At 63.2% G+C, this 23,680-nt stretch carries 25 protein-coding genes and 1 tRNA gene; 13 read left to right on the forward strand and 13 right to left on the reverse strand.

The features are described 5' to 3' along the window. Positions 1–16 precede the first annotated feature (16 nt). Positions 17–760, forward strand: coding sequence for a DUF599 domain-containing protein (locus ACYG9R_RS26555; RefSeq protein ID WP_023671004.1), 744 nt, complete (start codon positions 17–19; stop codon positions 758–760). Here ACYG9R_RS26555 and ACYG9R_RS26560 read toward each other — a convergent pair. The 6 genes from ACYG9R_RS26560 to ACYG9R_RS26585 all read right to left on the reverse strand — a co-directional run bounded on the left by ACYG9R_RS26560 (position 709) and on the right by ACYG9R_RS26585 (position 5,641). After that, entirely contained in the window at positions 709–1,506 is a 798-nt protein-coding gene (locus ACYG9R_RS26560; protein ID WP_023824860.1) for a YdcF family protein, read from the reverse strand. The two genes, ACYG9R_RS26555 and ACYG9R_RS26560, sit on opposite strands and share 52 nt — an antisense overlap. A 540-nt stretch (positions 1,507–2,046) precedes the next feature. Next, the gene (locus ACYG9R_RS26565) at positions 2,047–3,612 is read right to left on the reverse strand and encodes an amidase (RefSeq protein WP_023688592.1); all 1,566 of its coding nucleotides are present in this window, start codon (positions 3,610–3,612) and stop codon (positions 2,047–2,049) included. Beyond that, the gene (locus ACYG9R_RS26570) at positions 3,612–4,067 is read right to left on the reverse strand and encodes a GNAT family N-acetyltransferase (protein ID WP_023671000.1); all 456 of its coding nucleotides are present in this window, start codon (positions 4,065–4,067) and stop codon (positions 3,612–3,614) included. The genes ACYG9R_RS26565 and ACYG9R_RS26570 overlap by 1 nt, the downstream gene beginning before the upstream one ends. A gap of 7 nt (positions 4,068–4,074) precedes the next feature. Further along, positions 4,075–4,362, reverse strand: coding sequence for an Asp-tRNA(Asn)/Glu-tRNA(Gln) amidotransferase subunit GatC (gene gatC / locus ACYG9R_RS26575; RefSeq protein ID WP_023670999.1), 288 nt, complete (start codon positions 4,360–4,362; stop codon positions 4,075–4,077). A gap of 110 nt (positions 4,363–4,472) precedes the next feature. Next, positions 4,473–4,889, reverse strand: a complete 417-nt coding sequence (locus ACYG9R_RS26580; RefSeq protein WP_023824859.1) for a hypothetical protein — start codon at positions 4,887–4,889, stop codon at positions 4,473–4,475. A 44-nt stretch (positions 4,890–4,933) separates the two neighbouring features. After that, positions 4,934–5,641: a metal-dependent hydrolase gene (locus ACYG9R_RS26585; protein WP_023684673.1), complete on the reverse strand. Its 708-nt coding sequence runs from the start codon at positions 5,639–5,641 to the stop codon at positions 4,934–4,936. A gap of 181 nt (positions 5,642–5,822) precedes the next feature. Between ACYG9R_RS26585 and ruvX the strand changes: the two genes are divergently transcribed. Then, on the forward strand, positions 5,823–6,329 hold the full coding sequence (gene ruvX / locus ACYG9R_RS26590; protein ID WP_023742455.1) for a Holliday junction resolvase RuvX: 507 nt from the start codon (positions 5,823–5,825) through the stop codon (positions 6,327–6,329). Here ruvX and ACYG9R_RS26595 read toward each other — a convergent pair. The 3 genes from ACYG9R_RS26595 to ACYG9R_RS26605 all read right to left on the reverse strand — a co-directional run bounded on the left by ACYG9R_RS26595 (position 6,247) and on the right by ACYG9R_RS26605 (position 8,928). After that, positions 6,247–6,588 (reverse strand): DUF6105 family protein, encoded by a 342-nt coding sequence (locus ACYG9R_RS26595; RefSeq protein ID WP_023670995.1) that lies wholly within the window; start codon positions 6,586–6,588, stop codon positions 6,247–6,249. The two genes, ruvX and ACYG9R_RS26595, sit on opposite strands and share 83 nt — an antisense overlap. After that, complete coding sequence (locus ACYG9R_RS26600) at positions 6,588–7,175, reverse strand: hypothetical protein (protein ID WP_023742456.1); 588 nt, start codon at positions 7,173–7,175, stop codon at positions 6,588–6,590. The genes ACYG9R_RS26595 and ACYG9R_RS26600 overlap by 1 nt, the downstream gene beginning before the upstream one ends. 124 nt (positions 7,176–7,299) lie before the next feature. Next, complete coding sequence (locus ACYG9R_RS26605) at positions 7,300–8,928, reverse strand: DNA alkylation response protein (RefSeq protein WP_023670993.1); 1,629 nt, start codon at positions 8,926–8,928, stop codon at positions 7,300–7,302. A gap of 195 nt (positions 8,929–9,123) precedes the next feature. On the opposite strand from ACYG9R_RS26605, the gene ACYG9R_RS26610 reads away from it, so the two are divergent. Genes ACYG9R_RS26610 through dprA form a run of 4 tightly spaced genes read left to right on the forward strand, consistent with a single transcriptional unit; the run spans position 9,124 to position 13,158 of the window. Beyond that, positions 9,124–10,089 (forward strand): aspartate carbamoyltransferase catalytic subunit, encoded by a 966-nt coding sequence (locus ACYG9R_RS26610; protein ID WP_023806087.1) that lies wholly within the window; start codon positions 9,124–9,126, stop codon positions 10,087–10,089. Beyond that, positions 10,086–11,372: a dihydroorotase gene (locus ACYG9R_RS26615; RefSeq protein ID WP_023706213.1), complete on the forward strand. Its 1,287-nt coding sequence runs from the start codon at positions 10,086–10,088 to the stop codon at positions 11,370–11,372. Before ACYG9R_RS26610 ends, ACYG9R_RS26615 begins: the two co-directional genes overlap by 4 nt. Positions 11,373–11,428: 56 nt before the next feature. After that, complete coding sequence (plsY, locus tag ACYG9R_RS26620; protein WP_023696534.1) at positions 11,429–12,034, forward strand: glycerol-3-phosphate 1-O-acyltransferase PlsY; 606 nt, start codon at positions 11,429–11,431, stop codon at positions 12,032–12,034. Further along, positions 12,031–13,158 (forward strand): DNA-processing protein DprA, encoded by a 1,128-nt coding sequence (gene dprA / locus ACYG9R_RS26625; protein ID WP_023824858.1) that lies wholly within the window; start codon positions 12,031–12,033, stop codon positions 13,156–13,158. Before plsY ends, dprA begins: the two co-directional genes overlap by 4 nt. A gap of 217 nt (positions 13,159–13,375) precedes the next feature. Here the strand turns inward: dprA and ACYG9R_RS26630 are convergent, their stop codons facing one another. Continuing rightward, the gene (locus ACYG9R_RS26630) at positions 13,376–14,518 is read right to left on the reverse strand and encodes a hypothetical protein (protein WP_023706211.1); all 1,143 of its coding nucleotides are present in this window, start codon (positions 14,516–14,518) and stop codon (positions 13,376–13,378) included. A 240-nt stretch (positions 14,519–14,758) separates the two neighbouring features. Here ACYG9R_RS26630 and ACYG9R_RS26635 point away from each other — a divergent pair, with 240 nt between their 5' ends. The 6 genes from ACYG9R_RS26635 (at position 14,759) to ACYG9R_RS26660 (ending at position 20,590) form a co-directional block, all read left to right on the forward strand. Continuing rightward, the gene (locus ACYG9R_RS26635; protein ID WP_023824857.1) at positions 14,759–15,643 is read left to right on the forward strand and encodes a dihydrodipicolinate synthase family protein; all 885 of its coding nucleotides are present in this window, start codon (positions 14,759–14,761) and stop codon (positions 15,641–15,643) included. 23 nt (positions 15,644–15,666) lie between these two features. After that, positions 15,667–16,326 (forward strand): GntR family transcriptional regulator, encoded by a 660-nt coding sequence (locus ACYG9R_RS26640; RefSeq protein ID WP_023688610.1) that lies wholly within the window; start codon positions 15,667–15,669, stop codon positions 16,324–16,326. A gap of 65 nt (positions 16,327–16,391) precedes the next feature. Beyond that, positions 16,392–17,729, forward strand: coding sequence for an ABC transporter substrate-binding protein (locus ACYG9R_RS26645; RefSeq protein ID WP_023688611.1), 1,338 nt, complete (start codon positions 16,392–16,394; stop codon positions 17,727–17,729). Then, entirely contained in the window at positions 17,729–18,667 is a 939-nt protein-coding gene (locus ACYG9R_RS26650) for a carbohydrate ABC transporter permease (protein ID WP_023824856.1), read from the forward strand. The genes ACYG9R_RS26645 and ACYG9R_RS26650 overlap by 1 nt, the downstream gene beginning before the upstream one ends. After that, on the forward strand, positions 18,668–19,489 hold the full coding sequence (locus tag ACYG9R_RS26655) for a carbohydrate ABC transporter permease (RefSeq protein WP_023824855.1): 822 nt from the start codon (positions 18,668–18,670) through the stop codon (positions 19,487–19,489). 39 nt (positions 19,490–19,528) lie between these two features. Then, entirely contained in the window at positions 19,529–20,590 is a 1,062-nt protein-coding gene (locus tag ACYG9R_RS26660) for an ABC transporter ATP-binding protein (protein ID WP_023824854.1), read from the forward strand. Between the two features lie 49 nt (positions 20,591–20,639). On the opposite strand, the gene ACYG9R_RS26665 is transcribed toward ACYG9R_RS26660, so the two are convergent. Next, positions 20,640–20,715, reverse strand: a tRNA-Lys gene (locus ACYG9R_RS26665). Between the two features lie 322 nt (positions 20,716–21,037). On the opposite strand from ACYG9R_RS26665, the gene ACYG9R_RS26670 reads away from it, so the two are divergent. Then, on the forward strand, positions 21,038–21,529 hold the full coding sequence (locus ACYG9R_RS26670; RefSeq protein WP_023684657.1) for a BA14K family protein: 492 nt from the start codon (positions 21,038–21,040) through the stop codon (positions 21,527–21,529). 90 nt (positions 21,530–21,619) lie between these two features. On the opposite strand, the gene ACYG9R_RS26675 is transcribed toward ACYG9R_RS26670, so the two are convergent. Then, positions 21,620–22,096, reverse strand: coding sequence for a DUF6882 domain-containing protein (locus ACYG9R_RS26675; protein WP_023739973.1), 477 nt, complete (start codon positions 22,094–22,096; stop codon positions 21,620–21,622). Positions 22,097–22,118: 22 nt separating this feature from the next. Further along, positions 22,119–23,612, reverse strand: a complete 1,494-nt coding sequence (gene glpK / locus ACYG9R_RS26680) for a glycerol kinase GlpK (RefSeq protein ID WP_023746167.1) — start codon at positions 23,610–23,612, stop codon at positions 22,119–22,121. Positions 23,613–23,680 lie beyond the last annotated feature (68 nt).

The following is a 23,680-nucleotide window of genomic DNA, read 5'->3' on the forward strand; positions in this document are numbered from 1 at the left end:
TGTGGTAAAAGGGGGCATGGGCGATTCCTTCCATCTGTCGACGGCTGATCTGGCGGCGCTGGCTTTCTTCCTGCTCGCATGGTTGCTGCATACGCTGGCGTCCGACGGCAGACTGGTCAGCCGGGTGTCGTTGACGATGGCCATGAACGTGCAGCGCGAGGCCTGGATGCGCACCATGGCCGAGCGCGAAATCCGCATCGTCGACACCGCCATCATGAGCGGCCTGCAGCAAGGCACCGCCTTTTTCGCCTCCAGTTCGCTGATTGCGCTCGGTGGCTGTTTCGCGCTGCTTGGCGCCTCGGATCAGGTCCTTGCCGTGCTGAACGACCTGCCGTTGAACGCGACCTCATCGCGCTCCGCCTTTCAGATCAAGGTCTTTGGCCTGGTGCTGATCCTGGCCTTCGCCTTCTTCAAGTTCGGCTGGGCCTACCGTCTCTTCAACTACTGCACGATCCTGATCGGCGCGGTGCCGATCCCCTATGGCGAGGCGTCACGCAACCCGGTCAGCGAAACGGCGGTGTGGCGCGCGGCGCGCATGAACATGCTGGCCGGCAAGCATTTCAATTCAGGCCTGCGCGCGGTGTTCTTCTCGATCGGCTATCTCGGCTGGTTCGTCGACCCGATCGTGTTCGTGCTGTCGACGCTGCTGCTTCTGGCGGTGCTGGTGCGGCGCCAGTTCTTTTCAGCGGCGCGACAAGCGGTGATCGGTCAGCCGCCCGGGCCGGGGAAAAGCTGGTCGATCCGGCCCGATAGCCAATAGGCGGCGAGGCCGATCCATTCGCGGATCGCAATGGTGGTGGTCTGCAGCGAATCGGGTGCGTTGTCGCGAAACAGGCCAAAGCCTTCCTTGCCCGAGGTGCGATAGTCGACCGGCCACGGGACCGTCTGAAAGCCGGCCTTGTCGAACAGCGCCTTGGCGCGCGGCATGTGGAAGGCGGAGGTGACAAGCAGCCAGGTCTCGCCCGGTTTCGGTGTTACCAGTTCCTTGGTGAAGACCGCATTCTCATAGGTGTTGCGGGATTTGCTCTCGAGCATCAGGCGATCGGCGTCGACGCCAAGCGCACCGAGCAGCCGCGGCGCGGTGGCCGCATCCCCCTCGCCATCGATGAACAGTTCACCGGTGCCGCCCGAGATAACCACTTTCGCCTCGGGAAAGCGCCGGGCAAGGATCGCCGCCTCCACCATGCGGTCGCCGCCGGAATTCAGCTCATAGCCGCCGCGCGCCAAGTTGATGGCGCCCTCGAAGCCGCCGCCGAGCACGACAATGCCGTCGACCTTCCGCGGCAGCGGCGGCTTTGGGAAGCGCTCTTCGAGCGGATTGAGCATCATGGCGCCAAGCGACGTCCAGGCCGACAGCGCCAGAATCAGGAAGGCGAACACACTGCCCGTCGCCGCCAATCGCCGGCGGCCGATCAGCGCCGCGAGCAAGCCGGCAAGCAGCAGGAAGATCGCCAGGTTGAGTGGTTGGACGAAGAACCAGAATACCTTGGAGATATAGAAGAACATTGCCTGCCTATCTCCAGCTCAAATTGTGACGGCCGGTGAAGTGCTCGACCGCACTCGCTACCGCTTCCGCTTCGAGGCGGCTTAACTCCCTGCCGAAAACAAGGACGCCGTTCGCGTTGGTTAAGCTGATGACTTCCGACAGTCCCACTTCGTCCGTGGGATAGGTATGGTCGAGGATTTTCGACCCTAAGATGCCCTTTCAAAGGCAGTGACCACCGATTTCGCAAAGAACCCCTCACCGAGCGCACGGCTGCGGTGTCGGTCAGCCGCAGGGTTTCCCTGCCGAACACCCGCCAGATGAAATCCTTGCCCAGGAAATAGGTGAAGAGGGCAATGACCGCCACGAAGGACAGCAGGCCGAGCGTGCCGCTGGTGAGCGTTGCGGACGACATATCTGTCAATCCCATGTAGCCGGTGTAGGCGACGATCGCGGCCCCGATCAGGACAAAGACTGTCCTGAAATCCGAGGTGCGTGGCGGGTTCGTGATCAGCAGTTCGTTTCCCGTCTCGACGATGGAAATGCGAGACGGAGGCGGCATGCTACCACCACTTCTCCGGCTGGAAGGTTCCCGCCGCCTGCTCGATGACGGCGGCTGTCTGGAACAGGGTTTCCTCGTCGAAGGGACGGCCAATCAGCTGCAGGCCGAGCGGCAGGCCCTTGGCATCGAGGCCGGCAGGCACGGCAATGCCCGGCAGTCCGGCCATGTTCACGGTCACCGTGAAAATGTCGTTGAGGTACATTTTGACCGGATCGGCGGCCATGTCCTCGTCAGCGATGCCGAAGGCGGCCGACGGCGTCGCCGGCGTCAGGATGACGTCGACGCCGTCGGCAAAAACCGTCTCGAAGTCGCGCTTGATCAAATTGCGCACCTTCTGCGCCTGCAGATAGTAGGCATCGTAATAGCCTGCCGACAGCACATAGGTGCCGATCATGATGCGACGCTTGACCTCCCGACCGAACCCGGCGGCTCGGGTCTTTTCGTACATGTCGACAATGTCCTGGCCCGGCACGCGCAGGCCGTAGCGGACGCCGTCATAGCGCGCCAGATTGGATGACGCTTCGGCGGGCGCAACGATATAATAAGCCGGCAAAGCGTATTTGGTGTGCGGCAGCGAGATGTCGACGATCTCGGCGCCGGCATCCCTGAGCCAGGCAATGCCCTTCTGCCACAGCGCCTCGATCTCTTCCGGCATGCCGTCGACGCGGTATTCCCGGGGAATGCCGACCTTCATGCCCCTGATCGGTTTGCCGATCGCCGCCTCGTAATCCGGCACCGGCCGGTCGACGGAAGTGGTGTCCTTGGCGTCGACCGAGGCCATGGACTTCAGCATGATCGCGGCATCGCGCACGTCCCGGGCGATCGGGCCGGCCTGATCGAGCGACGAAGCGAAGGCGACGATGCCCCAGCGCGAGCAGCGGCCATAGGTCGGCTTGATGCCGACGGTGCCGGTGAAGGCGGCTGGCTGGCGGATCGAGCCGCCGGTGTCGGTGGCGGTGGCGCCGGCGCACAGGAAAGCCGAGACGGCGGAAGCCGAGCCCCCCGACGAGCCCCCCGGCACCAGTTGGGCATTGTCCAGCGTGCGCGCGGTCTTGGTGCCGCCGGCCGAAACGAAACCGCCATCGCCCTGATGCGTGGTCGGCATCACCACCGTGTCGAGGCGCGAACGCCGCCACGGATTGACGACAGGGCCGTAATAGGAGGTCTCGTTGGACGAGCCCATGGCGAACTCGTCCATGTTAAGCTTGCCCAGCATGACGGCGCCGTCTGCCCACAGATTGGCGGTGACGGTCGATTCGTAGCGCGGCTTGAAGCCGTCCAGCACATGGCTGCAGGCCTGGGTGTGGATACCTTCGGTGCCGAACAGGTCCTTGATGCCGAGCGGGATGCCTTCCAGCGCACCGCCCTGGCCCTTGGCGAGCCTGGCGTCGGAAGCTTTGGCCATATCGCGGGCCTTGTCGCCGGTGACGACGATGTAGGCATTGAGCACCGGATTGGCGCGCTCGATGGCACCGAGATAGGCCTCGGTGATTTCGACGGCCGAAATCTCCTTGGCGCGCAGCTTGGCGCGCGCCTGCGAAATTGTCAGATGGGTCAGTTCGCTCATCAAAGGCTCTTTTCGTAAAACACCGACCACTCGGAATCGGGATAATCCAGCACCGGCCCGCAGCGCGAGAAGCCGGCGCGTTCGTAGACGGTCCAGGCGGCGGGATGGCGGTCGCCGGTTTCAAGCACCAGGCGCTTCAGCCCTTCGCTGCGCGCCAGCGTTTCGACATGTTCGACGATCTTGGCGCCGATCTTCCTGCCCCGATGCGAAGGCCGCGTGTACATACGCTTGACCTCACCGACGCGGGCATCATGGCGCTTCAGCGCGCCGCAGCCGATGGCTTGCCCGTCGTCGCGGGCGATAAAGACGGTGGTGTCGTCGCCAGCCATCTGCTCGACCGTCAGATGGTAGCAATGCTCCGGCGGCGTCAGTTCGAGCAGAGCCGCGTTGAGCTCCTCTACCAAAGCGCGGACATCGTCCTGCAGCGGCGTTTCGATCGCGATCTCGATTGCCATCGGCCGCCTACTCCACGACCTTCGGCACGAGGAAGAAATTCTCGTCAGTGGCCGGCGCATTGGCGACGATATCGGCGGCCTTGTTGCCGTCCGTGACGATGTCTTGGCGCTTCTTCATCTCCATCGGCGTCACCGATGTCATCGGTTCGACGCCGGAGACATCGACCTCGTTCAGCTGCTCGACAAAGCCCAGAATGGCGTTCAGCTCGCCGGTCATGCGCTCGGCATCCTCCTCGCTCACCGCAATGCGGGCGAGACGCGCGACGCGCTTCACAGTTTGCAGATCAACGGACATGTCTTTAGCCTTTGGGAAAACCAGATGGCGCTATAGCGGCGTGGCGCGTGCCGCGCAACATCGATCGTGCTTGGGGATAGAGCCCGTTCATGCCAGGGCGGCATTTCAGCCTAGGGCAGCGATACACCCTCGCACAGATAATAGCTGCCGCCATTGCCGGCCTGCTCGCCTTCGTCGGCGGTCGGGCGCACCGAGACGATGTCGATTTGGGTCGCGTTCATCTGCGTGATCGACAGTATATCGGGAAAGAGAAAGCCCGGCTCCTGGCAGATGGCAGTGACCGCCCAGCTCGGCGAGCGCGTCGCCTTGGTGACCTGGACGAACTCGCAATTATACTCGACGCTTTGCAGGCCGTCCGCCGACAAGATGACATTGCAGGTGTCGATCAGCGTCTGCAGTGTGTCCTTTTTGGCTTGCGCGCAAAGCTCCTGGGTCTGGAGGTAAACGCCCTTGATGAAGTCCTCGGCGGCGGATGCGGGCGACGCCGCAACCAGCATCGACACGCAAAGAGTCACTCTCAAGCCCATGGTTTGATTCCCCTTTGCGACAAGGGATCGTTCAAACGATCGCTTTATAGTGTGATCGTTTGGCCGATCGCTGGCAAGGCTACGTCGACACCTGACCCTTCGAGGCCGGCCACGAACTTCTCCGCCGTCGCGTCGATGATCGGGAAGGTGCCGAAATGGCAGGGAACGACCGTGTCGAAGTGGAAGAAGCGCCGGCAGGCCAGGGCCGCCACCGCGCCGCCCATGGTGAAGCGGTCGCCGACCGGCACGAGGCCGATCTTCGGCTCATGCAGTTCCTCGATCAGCGCCATATCGGAGAAGATGTCGGTGTCGCCCATATGGTAGAGCGTCTTGTCCTCCGGGAAATGCAGGACCAGCCCGTTGGGATTGCCGAGGTAGACGTTCTGGCCGCCATCGAGCCCAAACGACGAGGAATGCAGTGCCTGCACGAAGGTGGTGGTGAAGGCACCGCAATCGACGGTGCCGCCATGATTGCCGGGATTGATCTTCTTGCCGTCGACGCCCTTGCCGACCAGGTACATGCAGATCTCGTAATTGGCGACCAGCTGGGCGCCGCTCTTCTTCAGCACCTCCACCGCGCCGCTGACATGGTCACTGTGGCCGTGGGTCAAAAGCACATGGGTGACGCCTTCCGCCGGCCCCTCCCAGCCGCTCGTCCATGATGGGTTGCCGACGAGATAGGGGTCGATCAGGATGGTCGCGCCTGATGTCTCGACGCGGAAGGCGGAATGTCCGTACCAGGTCAATTTCATCGATCGTGTTCCTCGATTTTGGTTGCGCCGGAAGATAGAACGCCGGCAGCAAAATTAAAGTGACATAGTGTGCTCGCGGTTCAAAAGAACGTGTCGCGGTCTTTGTTACGGCAAGTCTGGGTCACGGTAAGTCTGGGTCACGGTTAAGACTGGGTCACGGTAAAGCTGGTGGGGAAAGCCGTTGGGCATCATAGCAATCGAGGATCTGCCGTCACGCCTGGAAGGCGGCAGGACGCTGGCCGGGCTCGACCTCGGCGACAAGACGATCGGTGTCGCCGTTTCCGACCGCGGCCTGTCCTTTGCCCATCCGCGCCCGGTCATCCTGCGCAAAAAGTTTTCGCTGGATGCGGCAGCGCTGCTCGCCCAACTGCAGAAGGACAATGTCGGCGCGTTTGTGCTCGGTCTTCCGATCAACATGGATGGGTCGGAAGGTCCCCGCGCCCAGAAGTCGCGCGCCTTCGTGCGCAACATGGCAGGCATAACCGACCTGCCCTTCGTGCTGTGGGACGAGCGGCTGTCGACGGTGGCGGCGGAGCGGACGCTGATCGAGATGGATTTCTCGCGCCGAAAGCGCGCCGACAAGATCGATTCGGCGGCTGCGGCCTTTATTCTGCAGGGAGTTCTGGACCGGCTCCAGTCGCTTGACCCACGCGATCGGACGGAACCGGATTCCCCGCCTGCCGCCTGACCCAGGCCATGATGTTGCGGCGGCGGCGAAACGCCCACAATGCCATCAGCAGGAAGCCGTCGAAGATGCAGGCCCTTGCCACCATGCCCGGAATGATCGCCGGATCGATGCCCAGCATCTGCCCGTAGAGCTGGAACACGAAATCATGCAGCTGCCGGCTGAGCATGACGTAGCCGAAATTGATGTCGTTGAGCGACAGGAAGAACCAGCCCCAGAACAGAGCGAGTGGCGCGGCCCACAATGCGAACAGCGTGCGCATCAGTGACCGTCCCTGCGGCTGGAGCCGCCTCTGCGACCGCTGGGACCAATGTCCGGACGGCCGGAAATGCGCGACAGCAAGGAGCCGTGCGCGGCACCCTTGGCTATGGCATGGGCGGTGGCGCGGCTCTCTGCCTCCCGAGAAACCATGACAGCGAAGACCGACCTCCGCTCGGCCAGCATGGCGACATAGGAGGCCAGAAGTGCCGCCAATTGCACGGCGACAACCAAAAACAGGCCGTTGATGCCTCGCGCTGCGCCGCCGATCAGGATGAGCGACAACACCGCGGATGCCGAAATGAAGGCGGTCCGCGCCACACTGTCGGCTCCGTCCGGGCTCGCCGCGGCGTTAACCAGGCTCTCGACGAAGACCCAGCAAAACAGCACCGCCACGACCAGCAAGGCGATGGCCAGCGGCGCCACGACGGCAGCATTGTCGAGATCGGCCAGACGAGTGTTTTCCACGACGACGCCGAGCACGCCCAGAGCGCCCGCAACGCCGCGGTTTCCATCGACACAGATGAACGCCAGCAGGGCGAAAACCAGCGCCCAGTGCAAGGCCAGAAAGGACGTCAAAATGTGCCGCATGGCATTCCTGCTTTGGTGACAAAGACAGTGGGGTCTGCGGCCTGCGGCTGCAACGGAAACCATTCGTTAAGGTTAACGGCTGTCCACAGGCAGGCAAATTCGTTCACGGCCTGGCGGAAGGCCCTCAATTCACCGGCGGATAGAGCGTGTCGATGATCATGCGCGCATCGTGGCGCGAATCGAGCATGCCATAGGTGTTGCGCCACTGGCCGGCGAGCCGCGTCTCGACGAAGGCGTCCGCAATCCGCCCTGCCCCCAGCCGGCGCAATTCCGCAGCTGCCGCCGACAGCGCCAGCTGTTCGGTCAGCAGGCGGGCCGACCCCTCATCGGTGCCGGCGACCTGCATGGCCGCCTTGAGCACGCCAATGGTTCCGCGTCCGCCGGCGCCGAGATCGCGGTCGATGCCGGCCAGCACCTCCTCGAACAGGCCGGGCGCGCGGCCGAGCACGCGCAGCACGTCGAGCGCCATGACATTGCCTGAGCCCTCCCAGATCGCATTGACCGGGGCTTCGCGGTAGTAGCGGGCGAGCGGCGCTTCCTCGACATAGCCATTGCCGCCGAGGCACTCCATCGCCTCATAGAGCAGTGGCGGCGCGATCTTGCAGACCCAGTATTTGACCACCGGGGTCATGGCGCGGGCAAAAGCAGCCTCGCCGCGGTCGCCGGCAGCCTCGTCGAAGGAGCGCGCCAGTCGGAACGAGAGTGCCGTGGCGGCGGCGACATCGAGCGCCATGTCCGCCAGCACGCGCTGCATCAGCGGCTGTTCGATCAGCGTCGAGCCGGCCACCTGGCGGTGACGGGCGTGATGCACGGCCTCAGCCAGCCCCGCTCGCATGATTGCCGACGAGGCGACGGCGCAGTCGAGCCGGGTCAGCGTGACCATGTCCATGATTGTCTTTATGCCGGCGCCGGGCTCGCCGACCATCTCGCCGATGGCGTTGACGAACTCTACCTCCGATGAGGCGTTGGAGCGGTTGCCGAGCTTGTCCTTCAGCCGCTGAAAGCGGAAGCCGTTTCCGGAACCGTCGCCGAGGATGCGCGGGACGAGAAAACAGGAAAGCCCTTCCGGCGCCTGTCCAAGCACGAGAAAAGCGTCCGACATCGGCGCCGACATGAACCATTTGTGGCCGGTGAGGCGATAAAAGCCGCTGCCGGCGCGTTCGGCCCGTGTGGTGTTGGCGCGCACGTCGGTGCCGCCCTGCTTTTCGGTCATGCCCATGCCGAGCGTCAGCCCGGCCTTGTCGACCGGCGGCTTTTGGCTCTGGTCGTATTTGCGCGTCGTCACGCGCGGCGCCCATTCGCGAAACAGCTTTGGGCTGGCCATCAGGGCGGCCAGCGAAGCGCTGGTCATGGTGATGGGGCAGAGATGCCCGGTCTCGAGTTCGGCGGTCAGGTAGAAACGCGCGGCGCGCACCTGATGGCGACGGCCGATCTCGCTATCGCCGTTTTCCCAGATCGAGGAATGCAGGCCGCCGGCAACCGAGCGGCGCATCAGCGCATGATAGGCCGGATGGAATTCGACGAGGTCGATGCGCCGGCCCTGACGGTCATGCGTGCGGAGCTTCGGCGTCTCGACATTGGCGAGGCGCGCCAGCTCCTGCGCCTCCTGCGTCAGGACGAACCGGCCAAGCCCGTCGAGGTCCTTGCGCACCGGATCGGAAAAACGCTCGGCAAGCTGGATCAGCAACGGATCGCCCCGCCAGGCGTTGCCGCCCGTCAGCGGCGGAGGCTGGTTGGTCACGTCGTCGGTCACGCCCAATCCTTCTGAAAGTAGAAGGGCCTTCTAACGCAAGAAAGGCCTCACATCACAAGGCTTCGAATCCGAAGCAATCGGCTAGATATAGCCCAAGGCAGGCGGCGCGCGCGACGAAAATACCGGGGAGAAAGGCCGCAATCCCAAGCTGGCGCTTGCGGCAAGGAATTCTCCCCCCTATAGCAGCGCCTTGAGATGACCGACGCTTCGTCCCTGCCGCTTTATCCTCACCGCCATCTTCTGGGCATCCGCGATCTTTCCCCCGGTGACATCGAGCTTCTGCTCGACCGGGCAGATCGCGCCGTCGCCATTTCGCGGCAGTCCGAAAAGAAGACCTCGACGCTGCGCGGCCGCACCCAGATCAACCTCTTCTACGAAGCCTCGACGCGCACGCAGTCGTCGTTCGAACTGGCCGGGAAACGGCTCGGCGCCGACGTCATGAACATGTCGGTGGCGAGCTCTTCGGTGAAGAAGGGCGAGACGCTGATCGACACGGCGATGACGCTGAACGCCATGCGCCCCGACATCCTGATCATCCGCCACCAGTCTGCGGGCGCCGCCGCCCTTTTGGCGCAGAAGGTCGGCTGCTCGGTGGTCAATGCCGGCGACGGCGCGCATGAACACCCAACGCAGGCGCTGCTCGACGCGCTGACTATCCGCCGCGCCAAGGGGCCGCTGTCGAAACTGATCGTAGCGATCTGCGGCGACATCCTGCATTCTCGCGTGGCGCGTTCCAACATCATGCTGTTGAACGCGCTTGGTGCGCAGGTGCGTGTGGTGGCGCCGTCGACCCTGCTACCGTCCGGCATCGAGAAAATGGGCGTCATCGTCTCGCGCTCGATGGCAGAGGGCCTCAAGGGCGCGGACGTGGTGATGATGCTGCGCCTGCAGCGCGAGCGGATGGAAGGCGCCTTCGTGCCTTCGGTACGCGAATATTTCCGCTATTTCGGCCTCGATGCCGAAAAGCTGAAGGCCGCCAAGGACGGCGCGCTGGTGATGCATCCCGGTCCGATGAACCGCGGCGTCGAGATTGCGTCCGAAATCGCCGACGGTCCGCAAAGCGTCATCCAGGAACAGGTCGAGATGGGGGTGGCCGTGCGCATGGCGGTCATGGAAGCGCTGCTCGATCCCCGCCGCAATGCAGAGGGCCGCGGCGCATGAGCACGACGGTCTTTGAGCGCGCCCGCATCGTCGACCCGTCACGCGGCATCGACGAGGTCGGCACCGTCATCGTCGAAGGGAAAAAGATCGTTGCCGCCGGCAAGGCTGCCCTGAACCAGGGCCTGCCGGCGGGAGCCACCGTGGTCGACTGCGCCGGCAAGGCGATCATTCCCGGCCTGATCGACGCGCGCGTCTTCATCGGCGAACCGGGCGGCGAACATCGCGAGACCATCGCTTCGGCCAGCGTTGCGGCGGCGGCCGGCGGCGTCACCTCCGTCGTCATGATGCCCGACACCGACCCGGTGATCGACAATGTCGCGCTGGTCGAATTCGTGCTGCGCACCGCCCGGGACACGGCAAGCGTCAACATCTTTCCGGCGGCGGCGATCACCAAAGGCCTCGCCGGTCGCGAGATGACCGAATTCGGCCTGTTGCGCGAGGCCGGTGCGGTCGCCTTCACCGATGGGCGGCACACAATATCCAGCGCACTGGTGATGCGCCGGGCGCTGACCTATGCCCGCGATTTCGGCGGCGTCATCGCACATGAGACACAGGATGGCGACCTCGCTTCGGCGGGCGTGATGAATGAAGGCCTGTATGCCAGCTGGCTCGGCCTTGCCGGCATTCCGCGCGAGGCCGAGTCCATCCCGCTGGAGCGCGACCTGGCGCTGGCACGGCTGACGCGCGGCGCCTACCACGCGGCCAAGATCTCGACGGCGATGGCAGCGCAAGCGATGACGCGCGCGAAAGCCGACAAGGCCAATGTCACGGCGGGCGTGGCGATCCACAATCTGTCGCTGAACGAGAACGATGTCGGGGAATACCGCACCTTCTTCCGGCTGACGCCGCCTTTGCGCGCGGAGGAAGACCGGCTGGCCATGATCGAGGCGGTCAAGGACGGCACGATCGACATCATCGTCTCCTCGCACGACCCGCAGGATGTCGACACCAAGCGCCTTCCCTTCGCCGATGCAGCTGCCGGCGCGATCGGGTTGGAGACGCTGCTTGGAGCAGCGCTTCGGCTCTACCACAATGGCGACGTGCCGCTACTTCGGCTGGTCGAAACACTGTCCACCGCACCAGCAAGGCTGTTCGGCCTGCCGGGCGGCACGCTGAAGCCGGGAGCGCCGGCCGATCTTGCGCTGATCGACCTTGAAGAACCCTGGATCGTGAGTGAAAGCGGCATCCGCTCGCGCTCGAAAAACACCTGCTTCGAAGGTGCGCGGCTGCAAGGCATGGTCTTGCAAACGCTGGTGGCGGGCCGCACAGTGTTTTCGAGCTAGAGCGATCGCGCCACGTCGCAGACCGATACGTTGCTGGGGAAATGCGGGGGCAAACAATGAGTTATAACGTTATCCTGGCATTGCTGTTCGGCTATCTCCTCGGCTCGATTCCCTTCGGCCTCTTGATCACCCGCGCGGCCGGCCTCGGCGATGTGCGCAAAATCGGCTCCGGCAATATCGGCGCCACCAACGTTCTGCGCACCGGCAACAAGGGCCTCGCCGCCGCGACGCTGGTGCTCGACGCGTTGAAGGGTACGGCGGCGGTGATGATCGCGCGCCATTTTGGACACGACTACGGACTGTGGGCCGGCCTTGGACTCTGGGCGGGCCTTGGCGCCTTCCTTGGCCATCTGTTTCCGGTCTGGCTCGGTTTCAAGGGCGGCAAGGGCGTGGCGACCTATCTCGGCGTGCTGATCGCGCTCGGCTGGCATGTGGCGCTGATCTTTATCGTCGTCTGGCTGGCGATGGCTTTTCTGTTTCGCTATTCCTCGCTGGCAGCGCTGACGGCGGCGGTCATCGTGCCGATCGCGCTTTATTTCTGGAGCACACCTGAGACCGCCGGGCTGTTCCTGGTGATGAGCCTGATCGTCATCTTCAAACATCGCGCCAACATTTCGCGCCTTCTTGCCGGCACCGAAGGCAAGATCGGAGCCAAGGGTTGAGCAAGCCCGCCGCCGGGCCGCGCCTCAGCGACCGGCAGCGGCTGAGCTGGCTGCGGCTGATCCGCACACAAAATGTCGGCCCGGCCTCGTTTCGCGAATTGATCAACCGCTTTGGTTCGGCGGAGGCGGCGTTGGAGATGCTGCCCGAGCTGATGATTTCGGGCGGAGCCAAAAGGATCATGCGCATTCCTTCCGTGGAGGAAGCCGAAGCGGAACTCGACGCAGCCAGTGAAAACGGCGCCCGCTTCGTCGGCATCGGCGAGGCCGACTACCCGCCGATGCTGAAAAACATGGACAATCCGCCGCCACTGATTGCCGTGAAGGGCGAGGCAGCCGTCTTTCGCCTGCCGGCGGTGGCCATCGTCGGCGCCCGCAACGCGTCGCTCGCCGGCATCAAGATGGCGCGCATGCTGGCGGCGGATCTTGGCCGCGACGGCTACGTCATCGTTTCCGGCCTGGCGCGCGGCATCGACACGGCCGCACACCAAGGCAGTCTTTCCACTGGCACAGTCGGCGTGCTGGCCGGTGGGCTCGATGTCCCCTACCCGCCCGAAAATATCAGCTTGTGCGACGACATTGCCGAGCGTGGCGGCGCCGTCATTTCGGAAATGCCGTTCGGCTGGCAGCCGCGGGCGCAGGATTTTCCGCGCCGCAACCGGCTTGTCGCGGGCGCCGCCCTCGGACTGGTGGTGATCGAAGCTGCGCAACGCTCCGGCTCGCTGATCAGCGCGCGCCTGGCCGGCGAGATGGGCCGGCTGGTCTTTGCCGTACCGGGTTCGCCGCTCGATCCGCGCTGCGCCGGCTCCAACGGGCTGCTCAAGGACGGCGCCACCCTGGTCACCGAGGCGGCCGACGTTTCCGGTGCGATCGCACCTTTGGCGGGCACGCGAACGCGAAGCATTGCGCCGCCAGAAAAGGCACCCGATTTTTCGGCAACACCCCCGCCCGGTGAGGACGAACGCAGCGGCGTGCTCGAGGCGCTGGGCCCAATGCCGGTGGGCGTGGACGAGATCATCCGCCACACCGGCCTCAACGCCGCGCAAGTCTCCATGGTGCTGCTGGAACTCGACCTTGCCGGCCGCATCGAGCGCCATGCCGGCGGCAATGTCTCACTGGTTTCGTGACGTTCCAGCCGATCCCGCCGCACGTCGGCCGCAACTCACGCGTCGAGGGTCACGCCGGCGGCGCCAACGCCGGTACAGATGCCACCGCAGGGTATTTTCCAGGCGGCTCTCGAAAAAGCACTCCGCCATTCCAGGGCTCTCCGTTGCACTGACGATCACGCTCGCGATGGCATACTCGACAGCTGACGAAAACCGGGCTCGACAGTCTGCGCATCAGTCAGCGGAACAGATACTTCGATACCTCCGGATTGCCACGGCGCCACATCACATTGTCCAGAAAATAATGGTGCACATTGATGAAGATGAGCACGATGAAGAAGAACAGCGATGACCCCAGCACTTGCCTGTCATAGGGAATCAAAGCCGTCAGCGCGGATGGGATCAGCCAGAAGCCGAGATAGCCAAGGGCCGTGCCGCCGACGATGAAGCCGAGGAGCCGAAACCTGTAGAGGGGGCCGAGAAAGGACAGGATTTTCGGCTGCGGATCGCGTTCGGCATCGGAGCTGTCACGCTCAACATTGGTCTGATAGCGCCAGACCACGGCGAGGTACTGCAGCGAGTGGAGCGCCGGCACGATCAGCAGCCAGAGCGGATTTATTCTCACAATCAGGATCCAGAGATAGAGCGACGCGACGTAGGCCACGATGCCGTTATAGGGCAGCTTGCCACCGTTCTTTCGCCAGCGATTGACCAGCATCAAAAGCGTAGCCGCCGTCGAAGCAATGGCTGCCAGCAAGGCGATGTCGGTGATCCAGGAAGGGACCGCGAAGGTGTAATAGTCGAGGCCGTAATATTTGCCCTGGGTGACCGCCGTATTCGTCTGCAGCCACGAAAGGATCCACACGGCATAGGAGTTTACCAGCAGCACCTTCTTGTCGCGATCGTCGAAGAATTTGCGCTTCAGCACCGCGTCCACCATCAGCATGCCGTAGCCCTGCTTGACGTAGTGCCAGCCGACGAAAAAGAACATGGCGTTGGTGGCAAAGCCGAGCAGCCGCGTGTTCGCCGCCACCGCGCCATAGGCAAAGAACCCGGCCATGACCAGGGGCACGACAATGCCCGCGAAGATGTAGCGGAGTTGCAGGCTCCTGTCGTAGCCGTCGCCCGTCACCTTGCGCCCGAAATTGCGATAGAAAAGCTGGTAGGAGTGGGCGAAGTGGGGATAGTTCACGAGATAGGCGACGACGACCATCGTTGCGGCCACCGGCCCCTCATATTCGAGCGGAACGAGAAACAGCACCGGCAGGATGAGAAACGCGCTGCCGCCCAGCATGAGGAAATCGGCGACCGGGCCGAAGAGGTACTTTTGAGGCGCCGCCGCCTTAGGAGCGACAGCATCCGCCGAAAGCTGAAGTGTCATGTCAGAACCCTCCCCTGGGAAAGGCTGAGTTTAGCCATCGACTGGGATGGGGACAAGGTTGGAGCTGCCGCTCCGTGCCCTAACACTGGGGCCATCCTGCTGTTTCGCCAATGGTCTCGATCCGCCATGGGCTTCGAACCCGTGAAGGCCCTCCGCTGTTAAAAAAGCGCACCACCCCAATTTACGACTAACATGTTAGTGTGCTAGCACGGCATACACACCTACTTCGGAGACCTTCCGGTGACATCACGCTTTGGCCTTTCGGCCGCTCTCGCCACGCCTTTCGATGCCCGCGGGCAGATCGCCACCGCTCCCATGATCGCTCAGGCCAAAAGTTGCCTGGCGCAGGGTTGCGGCAGCGTGACGCTTTTCGGCACCACAGGGGAAGGCGCGTCGGTGGGCACGACGGAGCGGCGGTCGGTGACCGAAGCCATGCTGGCTGCTGGAATCTTGCCGCATCAACTCGTTGCCGGCGTGCTGGTCGACGCCGCCGAAGACGCCGCCGAACAGGCACAGCATGCCTTGCAGCGAGGCGCCCGAAACATTCTGCTGGCCCCGCCGAGCTACTTCAAGAATGTCGGCGAGGACGGCCTTTTCGGCTGGTTCTCCGCCGTCTTTGCCGCGCTCGGCCCCCTCGCCCGTGACGTGCTGCTCTACAACATCCCTTCGGTTACCATGGTGCAGCTTTCCCTTGGCCTGATCGGCCGGTTGCGCACTGCTTTTCCCGACGTGGTCGCCGGGGTCAAGGATTCCGGTGGAAATTGGAGCTACAGCGAGGCGCTGCTTGCCGCCCACGGCGATCTGGTGATCCTGATCGGCGATGAAAGGCATCTGGCGCGTGCGGTGCGACTGGGTGCTCAAGGCGCAATCTCGGGCATGGCCAATTTCGCCCCGGGCGAAATCCGCGCCATGGCCGAGGACGGGCGCGACGATCCTCGCGTCGAAAGTTTTGTGCTCGAATTGCTGAAATATCCGGTCACCCCCGCGGTAAAGGTCATGGTGGCGCGCAAGACCGGCGACGAGCGCTGGCTGGCGGTCCGTCCGCCGCTGGAGCCGATTGCGTTGCAAGGGCAGCAGCAGCTTGCCGCAGCCTATGACAGCCTGTTTGCCAGGGAACCGGCCTGACCGGCAAAGGGAAGCGCGCCGAAATGGAAGACGGCAACGAACCGACCACCCTCAGGGAGAAGGCCTATGCCAGCTTCACGCGGCATTTGCTGGCGCGCGACTTCAAGCCGGGCCAGTTCGTGTCGCAACGTGAGCTGGTTGCCTTCACCGGACTGCCGCTCGGCGCCATTCGCGAGATCGTGCCGCGTCTCGAGGCGGAAGGACTGCTGACGACCATCCCGCAGCGCGGCATGCAGATCGCCCATATAGACATCAGCCTGATCCGCGAGGCCTTTCAGTTCCGCCTGTTCATGGAGCGTGAAGCGGTGGCGCTGTTTACGGTCAGCGCCTCCGACGCCGAGCTTGCCCGCTTGCGGCGCGAGCATGAGGACATGCTTGCCCAGGCGCTGGCGCAAACCCCGACGCCGGAGATGGAGGCCAAGGCGCAGACCATCGACTGGGCCATGCACGACACGTTCATCGATGCGCTGGGCAACGAGATCATCGCCAAGGCCTATCTGGTGAATTCGGTGAAGATCCGCCTGATCCACCAGGAGCGGTTCCGTATCGACGGGCGCGTCGTGCCGGTCATGCGCGAGCACCTGGCGGTGATCGATGCGATGCAGAGCCGCGATCCTGGGAAGGCGGTCGAGGCCATCAGCCAGCATATCGAAAAGGCGCGCCGGCTGGCGCTGCAAATCTGAGGAAGCATGAGCCGCGCCGCGGTCGCTGTGGCGCAATCAACAACGACAACACCGGGAGGAAGAAAATGTCGTCCAATCTGTTCAACCCAACCAGGAGGCAACTCCTCCAGGGAACCGCGGCGCTTGCCGCCGCCAGCTTTGCGGGCGTTCGCCCAAGCTTTGCCGCCGGCGTCGACTGGAAGCGCTTTGCGGGAACGACGCTTGACGTCAATCTGGTGAAAAGCCCGCGCAGCGACACGCTGATAAAATACATCGCCGAGTTCGAGGAACTGACCGGGATCAAGGTCAATGCCGAAGCGACGCCGGAACAGCAGCAGCGCCAGAAGACGGTGATCGAACTGAGCTCCGGCAAACCGAGCTTCGACGTCGTGCATCTGAGCTACCACGTGCAGAAGCGCCAGTTCGAAAAGGGCGACTGGCTGGCCGACATATCAGGCTATCTCGCTGACCCGACCCTGACCGATCCTGCGCTGGTGGAAACCGATTTCGCCGATGCCGGCATGCTGTTTGCCAAGGACGGCCAGGGCGTGCTGCGCTCGCTGCCGTTCTCGGTGGATTACTGGATCGTCTACTGGAACAAGGAATTGTTCGAGGCCAAGGGCCTCAAATACCCTGAAACCTTCGAGCAACTGGTGGCGGCCGCCGAAGCGCTGACCGACCCGTCGACCAACACCTACGGCTTTGTCGCCCGCGGCCTGAAAAACGCCAACACGCCGGTATGGACGTCGCTGATGCTCGGCTACGACATGACGCCGCTCGATGACAAGGGCAAGCTGCGCACGACCTCGCCCGAGGCGATCGAGGCCGCCAGCCTCTACCAGCGGCTGATGACCAAGTCGGCGCCTCCAGGCGTCACCGGATTCAACTGGGCCGAAGCCCAGTCCGCCTTCCTGCAAGGCAAGATCGGCATGTGGTTCGATGGCGTCGGCTTTGCCCCGCCGATGGAAAATCCGGAAAAGTCGCGTGTGGTCGGCAAGGTTGGCTACGGCGTCATGCCCAAAGGGCCCAAGGCGCATGCCGCCGGCACCTTTGGCGACGGCCTCGGCGTGACGGCCGCCAGCGAGAAGAAGGAGGCCGCCTATCTCTTCTGCCAGTGGGCGATTTCGCCCGCCATGGGCACGCGCCTGCTGCAGGCGGGTGCCGGCGTGCCGTTCCGCAAGTCGGCGCTGGAAGATCCCAAGGTGCGCGAAGGCGTCACCATGCCGGCGAGCTGGCTCGATGCCGTGGTCGGCTCGGGCAATGTCAGCCGGCTGTCGCTGCCGGTCATCATTCCGGTCACCGAGTTCCGCGATATCTATGGCGTGGCGCTGACCAATCTGATCGCCGGCGCCGATCCGGCAGAGGAGCTGAAGAAGGCCACCGAGCAGTTCCAGCCGGTGCTCGACCGGAGCGAGCAAGGCTGATGTCCGCCATCACCCCAGAACGCACCGGGGTGACGACGCAAGCCATCGAAGGGGGCCAGACCATCCGTCTGGCTCCCAACTACTGGCCTTTCGTCGTCCCGGCGCTCGTCGTCGTCGGCGCCGTGATCGTCTTTCCCTGGGCCTTCACACTGTGGATGAGCGTCAACCGCTGGACCCTCGGCCAGGCGCGAAGCTTTGCCGGGATGGAAAACTATCTGCGGCTGGCAGCCGACCAACGCTTCTGGGAATCGCTTTTCCATACGCTGACCTACACGGCGCTTTCGGTCGCGGCGCCGATGTTCCTTGGCACTGTCGCGGCGCTGATCTTCGACGCCAAATTTCCGCTGCGCGGCCTGTTGCGCGGCGTCTTCGTCATGCCGATGATGGCAACGCCAGTCGCCGTGGCGCTGGTCTGGACGATGATGTTCCATCCCCAGCTTGGCGTGCTCAACTATCTGTTGTCGCTGGTCGGCATCCCGGCGCAGGAATGGATCTTTAATGCCAGGACGGTCATCCCGTCCCTGGTTGCGGTCGAGACCTGGCAGTGGACGCCGCTGGTGATGCTGATCGTGCTGGGCGGCTTGGCCTCCGTGCCGCGCGAGCCCTTCGAGAGCGCCGAGATCGATGGCGCCAACGCCTGGCAGCAATTCCGTTATCTCACCTTGCCGATGATCGCGCCGTTCCTGATGATCGCGATGATCATCCGCACTATCGATGCGCTGAAAAGTTTTGACATCATCTATGCCATGACCCAGGGCGGACCGGGCACGGCCTCGGAAACCATCAACATCTATCTCTACAACACCGCCTTCTCCTACTACGACATCGGCTATGGCTCGGCCATGGCCGTGGTGTTCTTCATCGTCATCGTCGCGCTGTCCTTCATCCTGCTGATGCTGCGCCAGCGCTCCCAATGGATCGGGGTGGAGGGCAAATAGATGAGTTCACGGCTGCTCAACCGGATCGGGCTGTTTTTCGCGGCTCTGGTCTTCGTCTCGCCGGCGATCCTGTTCTTCCTCTGGATGGTCTCGCTGTCGCTGAAGTTCGAGATCGACAACGGTGCATACCCGCCGATCCTGATCCCGGAACATCTCGCCTGGTCGAACTATGTGAAGGTATTCGAGGAGAACAATTTCCTGCTCTATTTCTGGAATTCGGTTCTGGTGACGGGCACGGCAACGTTGCTGGCGCTGCTGATCGGCGTGCCGGCCGGCTATGGCATCGCGCGGCTCAAGGCCGAACGCTCGGCGGTGGTCATCATGATCGCCCGCATGACGCCGGGGCTTTCCTATCTCATTCCGCTGTTCCTGCTGTTCCAGTGGGGCGGCATTCTCGGCACACTGTGGCCGCAGATCATCATCCATCTGGTGGTGACGGTGCCGATCGTGGTCTGGGTGATGATCGGCTATTTCGAGACCACGCCGATGGAGCTGGAAGAAGCGGCCAACATTGATGGCGCCAGTTCCTGGCAGGTGTTCCGGCTGGTCGCCTTGCCCATCGCCAAGCCGGGCATTGTCGTCGCCTTCATCCTGTCGATCATCTTCTCATGGAACAATTTCGTCTTCGGCATTGTGCTCGCCAGCCGCGAGACTCGCACGCTGCCGGTCGCCGTCTACAACATGCTTTCCTACGAGCAGGTGAGCTGGGGTCCGCTCGCCGCCGCAGCACTTGTGGTGACGCTGCCGGTGCTGGTGCTGACCCTGTTCGCGCAAAGGCAGATCGTCGCCGGGCTGACCGCAGGCGCCGTCAAGGGCGGCTGAGGCACGGCCCCGACATCACTCATTTCCGGGAGAAATCCAATGGCATCGGTAACAATCAACAACGTTCAGAAGGCTTTCGGAGCCGCCAAGATCATCCACGATGTCAGCGTCGACATCGCCGATGGCGAATTCGTCATCCTGGTCGGGCCGTCGGGCTGCGGAAAGTCGACGCTGCTGCGCATGATTGCCGGACTGGAAACGATCTCGGGCGGCAGGATCGCCATTGGCGATCGCGTCGTCAACAATCTCAGGGCGCGTGACCGAAACATCGCCATGGTGTTCCAGAACTACGCGCTCTATCCGCATATGACGGTGGCCGACAATATGGGCTTTGCCCTGAAGATCAAGAAAGCCGATCCGGCCGACACCGCCGGCCGCGTCGGGAGGGCCGCCAGCATTCTCGGCCTGGACAAGCTGCTCGACCGCTATCCGCGTCAGCTTTCCGGCGGCCAGCGCCAGCGCGTCGCCATGGGCCGCGCCATCGTGCGCGACCCGCAGGTGTTCCTGTTCGACGAGCCGCTGTCCAATCTCGACGCCAAATTGCGCGTGCAGATGCGCGGCGAGATCAAGGCGCTGCACCAGCGGCTGGGAACCACCACCATCTACGTCACCCACGACCAGATCGAGGCCATGACCATGGCCGACAAGATCGTCGTGCTGCATGACGGCCTTGTCGAGCAGATCGGCGCGCCGCTCGATCTCTACGATCGCCCGGCCAACCTCTTCGTTGCCGGCTTCATCGGCTCGCCGGCGATGAATTTCATTCGCGGCCATGTCGAGGAAGGTGTTTTCCGCAGCGCCGGTGGACTGATCTTGCCGCTGCCGGAAGGCATCGACCTGGCAAACATACCCGGCGGCGACCTCATCTACGGCATCCGCCCCGAACACATCCGAGCGACGACCGCCAAAGGAATCCCCGGCACGATCGTGCTTCTGGAAGCAACGGGTTCGGAAATCTTTGCCAGGGTCGACTGCGCCGGAGAAGAAATCTCCTGCCTTTTCCGCGAGCGGCTGGCACTGAAAGAGGGCGAGCAGATGCGCATCGAGATCGACCGCGCCTGCGCTCATCTGTTCGACGTCAAGACCGGGCGGCGATTGTAGGCGGCGATGGGGGCTGCTGACAGGGAGCAACTTCCGCACGAAATATTTCTGGTGAGCGCGTCGGGGTTCGAACCCGAGACCTACTGATTAAAAGTCAGTTGCTCTACCGGCTGAGCTACGCGCTCCCGCGGGCTCTAAAGGCCGCCCTCGAAATTGCGCGGAACATAGGGAGAGTGCCGCGACCGGTCAACCGGAAAAAGATGGCCGTTCCATCGGGGTTTCGGCCATCGCCCGACGCGCCGCAAATTGCGTCGTCACCAGCCCGGTGAGCCGCTCCCGCAACGTGGTCGCCGCGTCGATCTGTTGGCGCGCGAGACGCGCCTTTTCTCACGCGCCACATTCGAGAAACATTACAAATCAGCAACTTACTGTTTTGGTGGGAACCATCGCACGAGCGGGCCGTTTTCGTCTCACAAGGGACGTCAACCACCCTTCAAGGAGAAGATCATGAACAAGATCGCAACGGGTCTACTGGCGACCACCCTGTCTATTTCGTTTGCCGCGGCCGCCGCTATGCCGGCCAATGCCGCCCAGATGTTCGTGCCCCAGTCATCAGCAACTTCGTCCGACATCGTGAATGTGGGCGATTCTCGTCATGACAACTGGCGGTGGATGCGCCATGGCAACCGCAATTCCGGCAATCGCGATTTCCGCGTGGGCCGCCAGTTCTCGCGCAACAATGATGGCGGCAGCTATTGGAATGGCCATCGCGGCTATCGCGAATATCACCGCGGCTATCGCCGTCACGGCGACTACTGGTTCCCGCTGGCTGCCTTCGCCACCGGCGCCCTGATCACCGGCGCGATCGTCAACAGCGAGAACAACCGCGGCGATGCCCATGTGCAGTGGTGCTACGACCGCTATCGGTCGTACCGCGCTTCGGACAACACATTCCAGCCCAATTACGGCCCGCGTCAACAGTGCAATTCGCCCTATTGAGCTGAGTTGGTACCAAGTGCTGAGTAGAAAAGCCCGCGCCGGCAACGGCGCGGGCTTTTCCGTAGGTTGCTTGGGTACGAGCGCGGCGGATTAGCTGGCCCAATTGACGCTCTTGAAGATCAGATACAGGGCTCCGCCTTCACCACGCGGAGAACGGTATGCGCCGAGGCCGTTGCAGATTCGAACCGCAACTGCGGTCGTCTTCCAGCCGAGCACTTCCAGGTCGTTGTTCAAATCTATCGCATAGGATTGAGCCAGCTCATCAATGGAATGCTCCTGTCCGAATGACCGAACCAGCTTTGCGTCGGCAAGCAGTTCGCCAGGCAGGTTTGAATTTGCCCAAGCCCAGAGCCAGTTGCTGGCCTTGGCACTCGTCGATCCGGCGATTTGGATTTCGGCGACGACCTTGGTGATGCCGTTGTCCGAGAACAGAAGCTTTCCTTCTGTCAGATCATAGTCATAGCGAGGCCAACTGCCGAGTCGGAATTTCTGGTGCAAGCGTGCATTCTTTGCATCCAATTGTTCGACAGCCTCGTCGCGCCAGGCGACATACCAGTGTGGATTCATCCCCTTCCCCCGCCACGATTTACTACCGTACGCTCAGCGTCCGGCGCACCGCATCGCGCCAGCCGGCCAGTTTTGCCGAACGCACCGTGGCATCCATGTCCGGCTTGAAGCGGCGCTCGAGCGCCCAGCTCTTGGCAAAATCCTTCGCCTTCGGCCACACGCCTGCTTTCGAGCCGGCAAGCCACGCCGCACCCAGCGCCGTCGTCTCCAGAATGGTCGGGCGATCGACCGGCGCATCGAGGATATCGGCCAGCCGCTGCATGGTCCAGTCGGAGGCCACCATGCCGCCGTCGACGCGAAGCACGGTTTTGGCCGACGCCCCCTTCCAGTCCTTGCGCATGGCGTCGAGGAGATCGCGCGTCTGGTAGGCGACGGATTCCAGCGCCGCGCGGGCGAACTCCGCCGGGCCAGAGTTGCGGGTCAGCCCGAAGATCGCGCCACGCGCCTCGGCGTCCCAATGCGGCGCGCCGAGACCGACGAAAGCCGGCACCAGATAGACGTTCTGCGTGGGGTCGGCGGTTGCCGCCAAAACGCCGCTATGCTCGGCCTTGCCGATCACCTTGATGCCGTCGCGCAGCCATTGCACGGCGGCACCCGCGATGAAGATCGAGCCTTCCAAGGCATAGGTAGTCTTGCCGTTCAGCCGATAGGCGATGGTGGTCAACAGCCGGTTCTTCGAGCGCACCAGATCGGCGCCGGTGTTGAGCAGCGCAAAGCAGCCGGTGCCATAGGTCGATTTCATCATGCCTGGCTCGAAACAGGCCTGGCCGATGGTCGCTGCGTGCTGATCGCCGGCCACGCCAAGGATTTTGATTTCGGCGCCAAACAGGCTTTTTTCCGTCACGCCGTAGTCGTCGGCGCAATCCTTGACCTCAGGCAGCATCGCCACCGGGATGCGCAGGATGGAGAGCAGCTCGTCGTCCCAGACATTTTTCTCGATGTTATAGACCAGCGTGCGCGAGGCGTTGGTGGCATCCGTCGCATGCACCTTGCCGCCGGTCAGCCGCCAGATCAAAAAACTGTCGATAGTGCCGGCGAGCAGTTCGCCCTTTTCGGCGCGCTTTCTCGCACCGTTTACCTTGTCCAGCATCCAGGCGATCTTGGTGCCGGAGAAATAGGGATCGAGCAGCAGGCCGGTCTTTTTGGTGAACTTTTTCTCCAGGCCGTGTTTTTTCAGCTTCTGGCACAGCGGCGCGGTGCGGCGGTCCTGCCAGACGATGGCATTGTGGATCGGCTTGCCGGTCGCCTTGTCCCAGATGACGACGGTTTCGCGCTGGTTGGTGATGCCGATCGCCGCCACATCCGAGGCCTCGCGGCCGGCGGCCTTCAGCGCGCCTTTGACCGTCGCGACGACGCTTGCCCAGATCTCTTCCGGATCATGCTCCACCCAGCCGGAGGCAGGATAATGCTGCGTGAATTCCTGCTGCTTGCTGCCGGCGACCTTCATCGCGCCGTCGAACAGGATCGCCCTGGTCGATGTCGTACCCTGGTCGATTGCAAGGATGTATCCGGTCATTAGTCCTCCCGGTAGCTCGCCTATACAAACAGGGGAGACGGCAAGATGCCGCCTCCCCGTTCACTATG

The sequence above is a fragment of the Mesorhizobium sp. RSR565B genome (assembly GCF_054719465.1).

Coding starts and splice junctions, on each gene's coding strand:
- ACYG9R_RS26570 (WP_023671000.1), bottom strand. CDS start 4,067: ATGGCAATCGAGATCGCGATCGAAACGCCGCTGCAGGACGATGTCCGC.
- ACYG9R_RS26675 (WP_023739973.1), bottom strand. CDS start 22,096: ATGAATCCACACTGGTATGTCGCCTGGCGCGACGAGGCTGTCGAACAA.
- ACYG9R_RS26610 (WP_023806087.1), top strand. CDS start 9,124: ATGACCGACGCTTCGTCCCTGCCGCTTTATCCTCACCGCCATCTTCTG.
- ACYG9R_RS26600 (WP_023742456.1), bottom strand. CDS start 7,175: ATGCGGCACATTTTGACGTCCTTTCTGGCCTTGCACTGGGCGCTGGTT.
- ACYG9R_RS26650 (WP_023824856.1), top strand. CDS start 17,729: ATGTCCGCCATCACCCCAGAACGCACCGGGGTGACGACGCAAGCCATC.
- ACYG9R_RS26670 (WP_023684657.1), top strand. CDS start 21,038: ATGAACAAGATCGCAACGGGTCTACTGGCGACCACCCTGTCTATTTCG.
- plsY (WP_023696534.1), top strand. CDS start 11,429: ATGAGTTATAACGTTATCCTGGCATTGCTGTTCGGCTATCTCCTCGGC.
- gatC (WP_023670999.1), bottom strand. CDS start 4,362: ATGTCCGTTGATCTGCAAACTGTGAAGCGCGTCGCGCGTCTCGCCCGC.
- ACYG9R_RS26645 (WP_023688611.1), top strand. CDS start 16,392: ATGTCGTCCAATCTGTTCAACCCAACCAGGAGGCAACTCCTCCAGGGA.
- ACYG9R_RS26585 (WP_023684673.1), bottom strand. CDS start 5,641: ATGAAATTGACCTGGTACGGACATTCCGCCTTCCGCGTCGAGACATCA.
- ACYG9R_RS26640 (WP_023688610.1), top strand. CDS start 15,667: ATGGAAGACGGCAACGAACCGACCACCCTCAGGGAGAAGGCCTATGCC.
- ACYG9R_RS26555 (WP_023671004.1), top strand. CDS start 17: ATGGGCGATTCCTTCCATCTGTCGACGGCTGATCTGGCGGCGCTGGCT.
- ACYG9R_RS26630 (WP_023706211.1), bottom strand. CDS start 14,518: ATGACACTTCAGCTTTCGGCGGATGCTGTCGCTCCTAAGGCGGCGGCG.
- ACYG9R_RS26660 (WP_023824854.1), top strand. CDS start 19,529: ATGGCATCGGTAACAATCAACAACGTTCAGAAGGCTTTCGGAGCCGCC.
- ACYG9R_RS26560 (WP_023824860.1), bottom strand. CDS start 1,506: ATGTTCTTCTATATCTCCAAGGTATTCTGGTTCTTCGTCCAACCACTC.
- ACYG9R_RS26595 (WP_023670995.1), bottom strand. CDS start 6,588: ATGCGCACGCTGTTCGCATTGTGGGCCGCGCCACTCGCTCTGTTCTGG.
- ACYG9R_RS26655 (WP_023824855.1), top strand. CDS start 18,668: ATGAGTTCACGGCTGCTCAACCGGATCGGGCTGTTTTTCGCGGCTCTG.
- glpK (WP_023746167.1), bottom strand. CDS start 23,612: ATGACCGGATACATCCTTGCAATCGACCAGGGTACGACATCGACCAGG.
- ACYG9R_RS26580 (WP_023824859.1), bottom strand. CDS start 4,889: ATGGGCTTGAGAGTGACTCTTTGCGTGTCGATGCTGGTTGCGGCGTCG.
- ACYG9R_RS26565 (WP_023688592.1), bottom strand. CDS start 3,612: ATGAGCGAACTGACCCATCTGACAATTTCGCAGGCGCGCGCCAAGCTG.
- ACYG9R_RS26615 (WP_023706213.1), top strand. CDS start 10,086: ATGAGCACGACGGTCTTTGAGCGCGCCCGCATCGTCGACCCGTCACGC.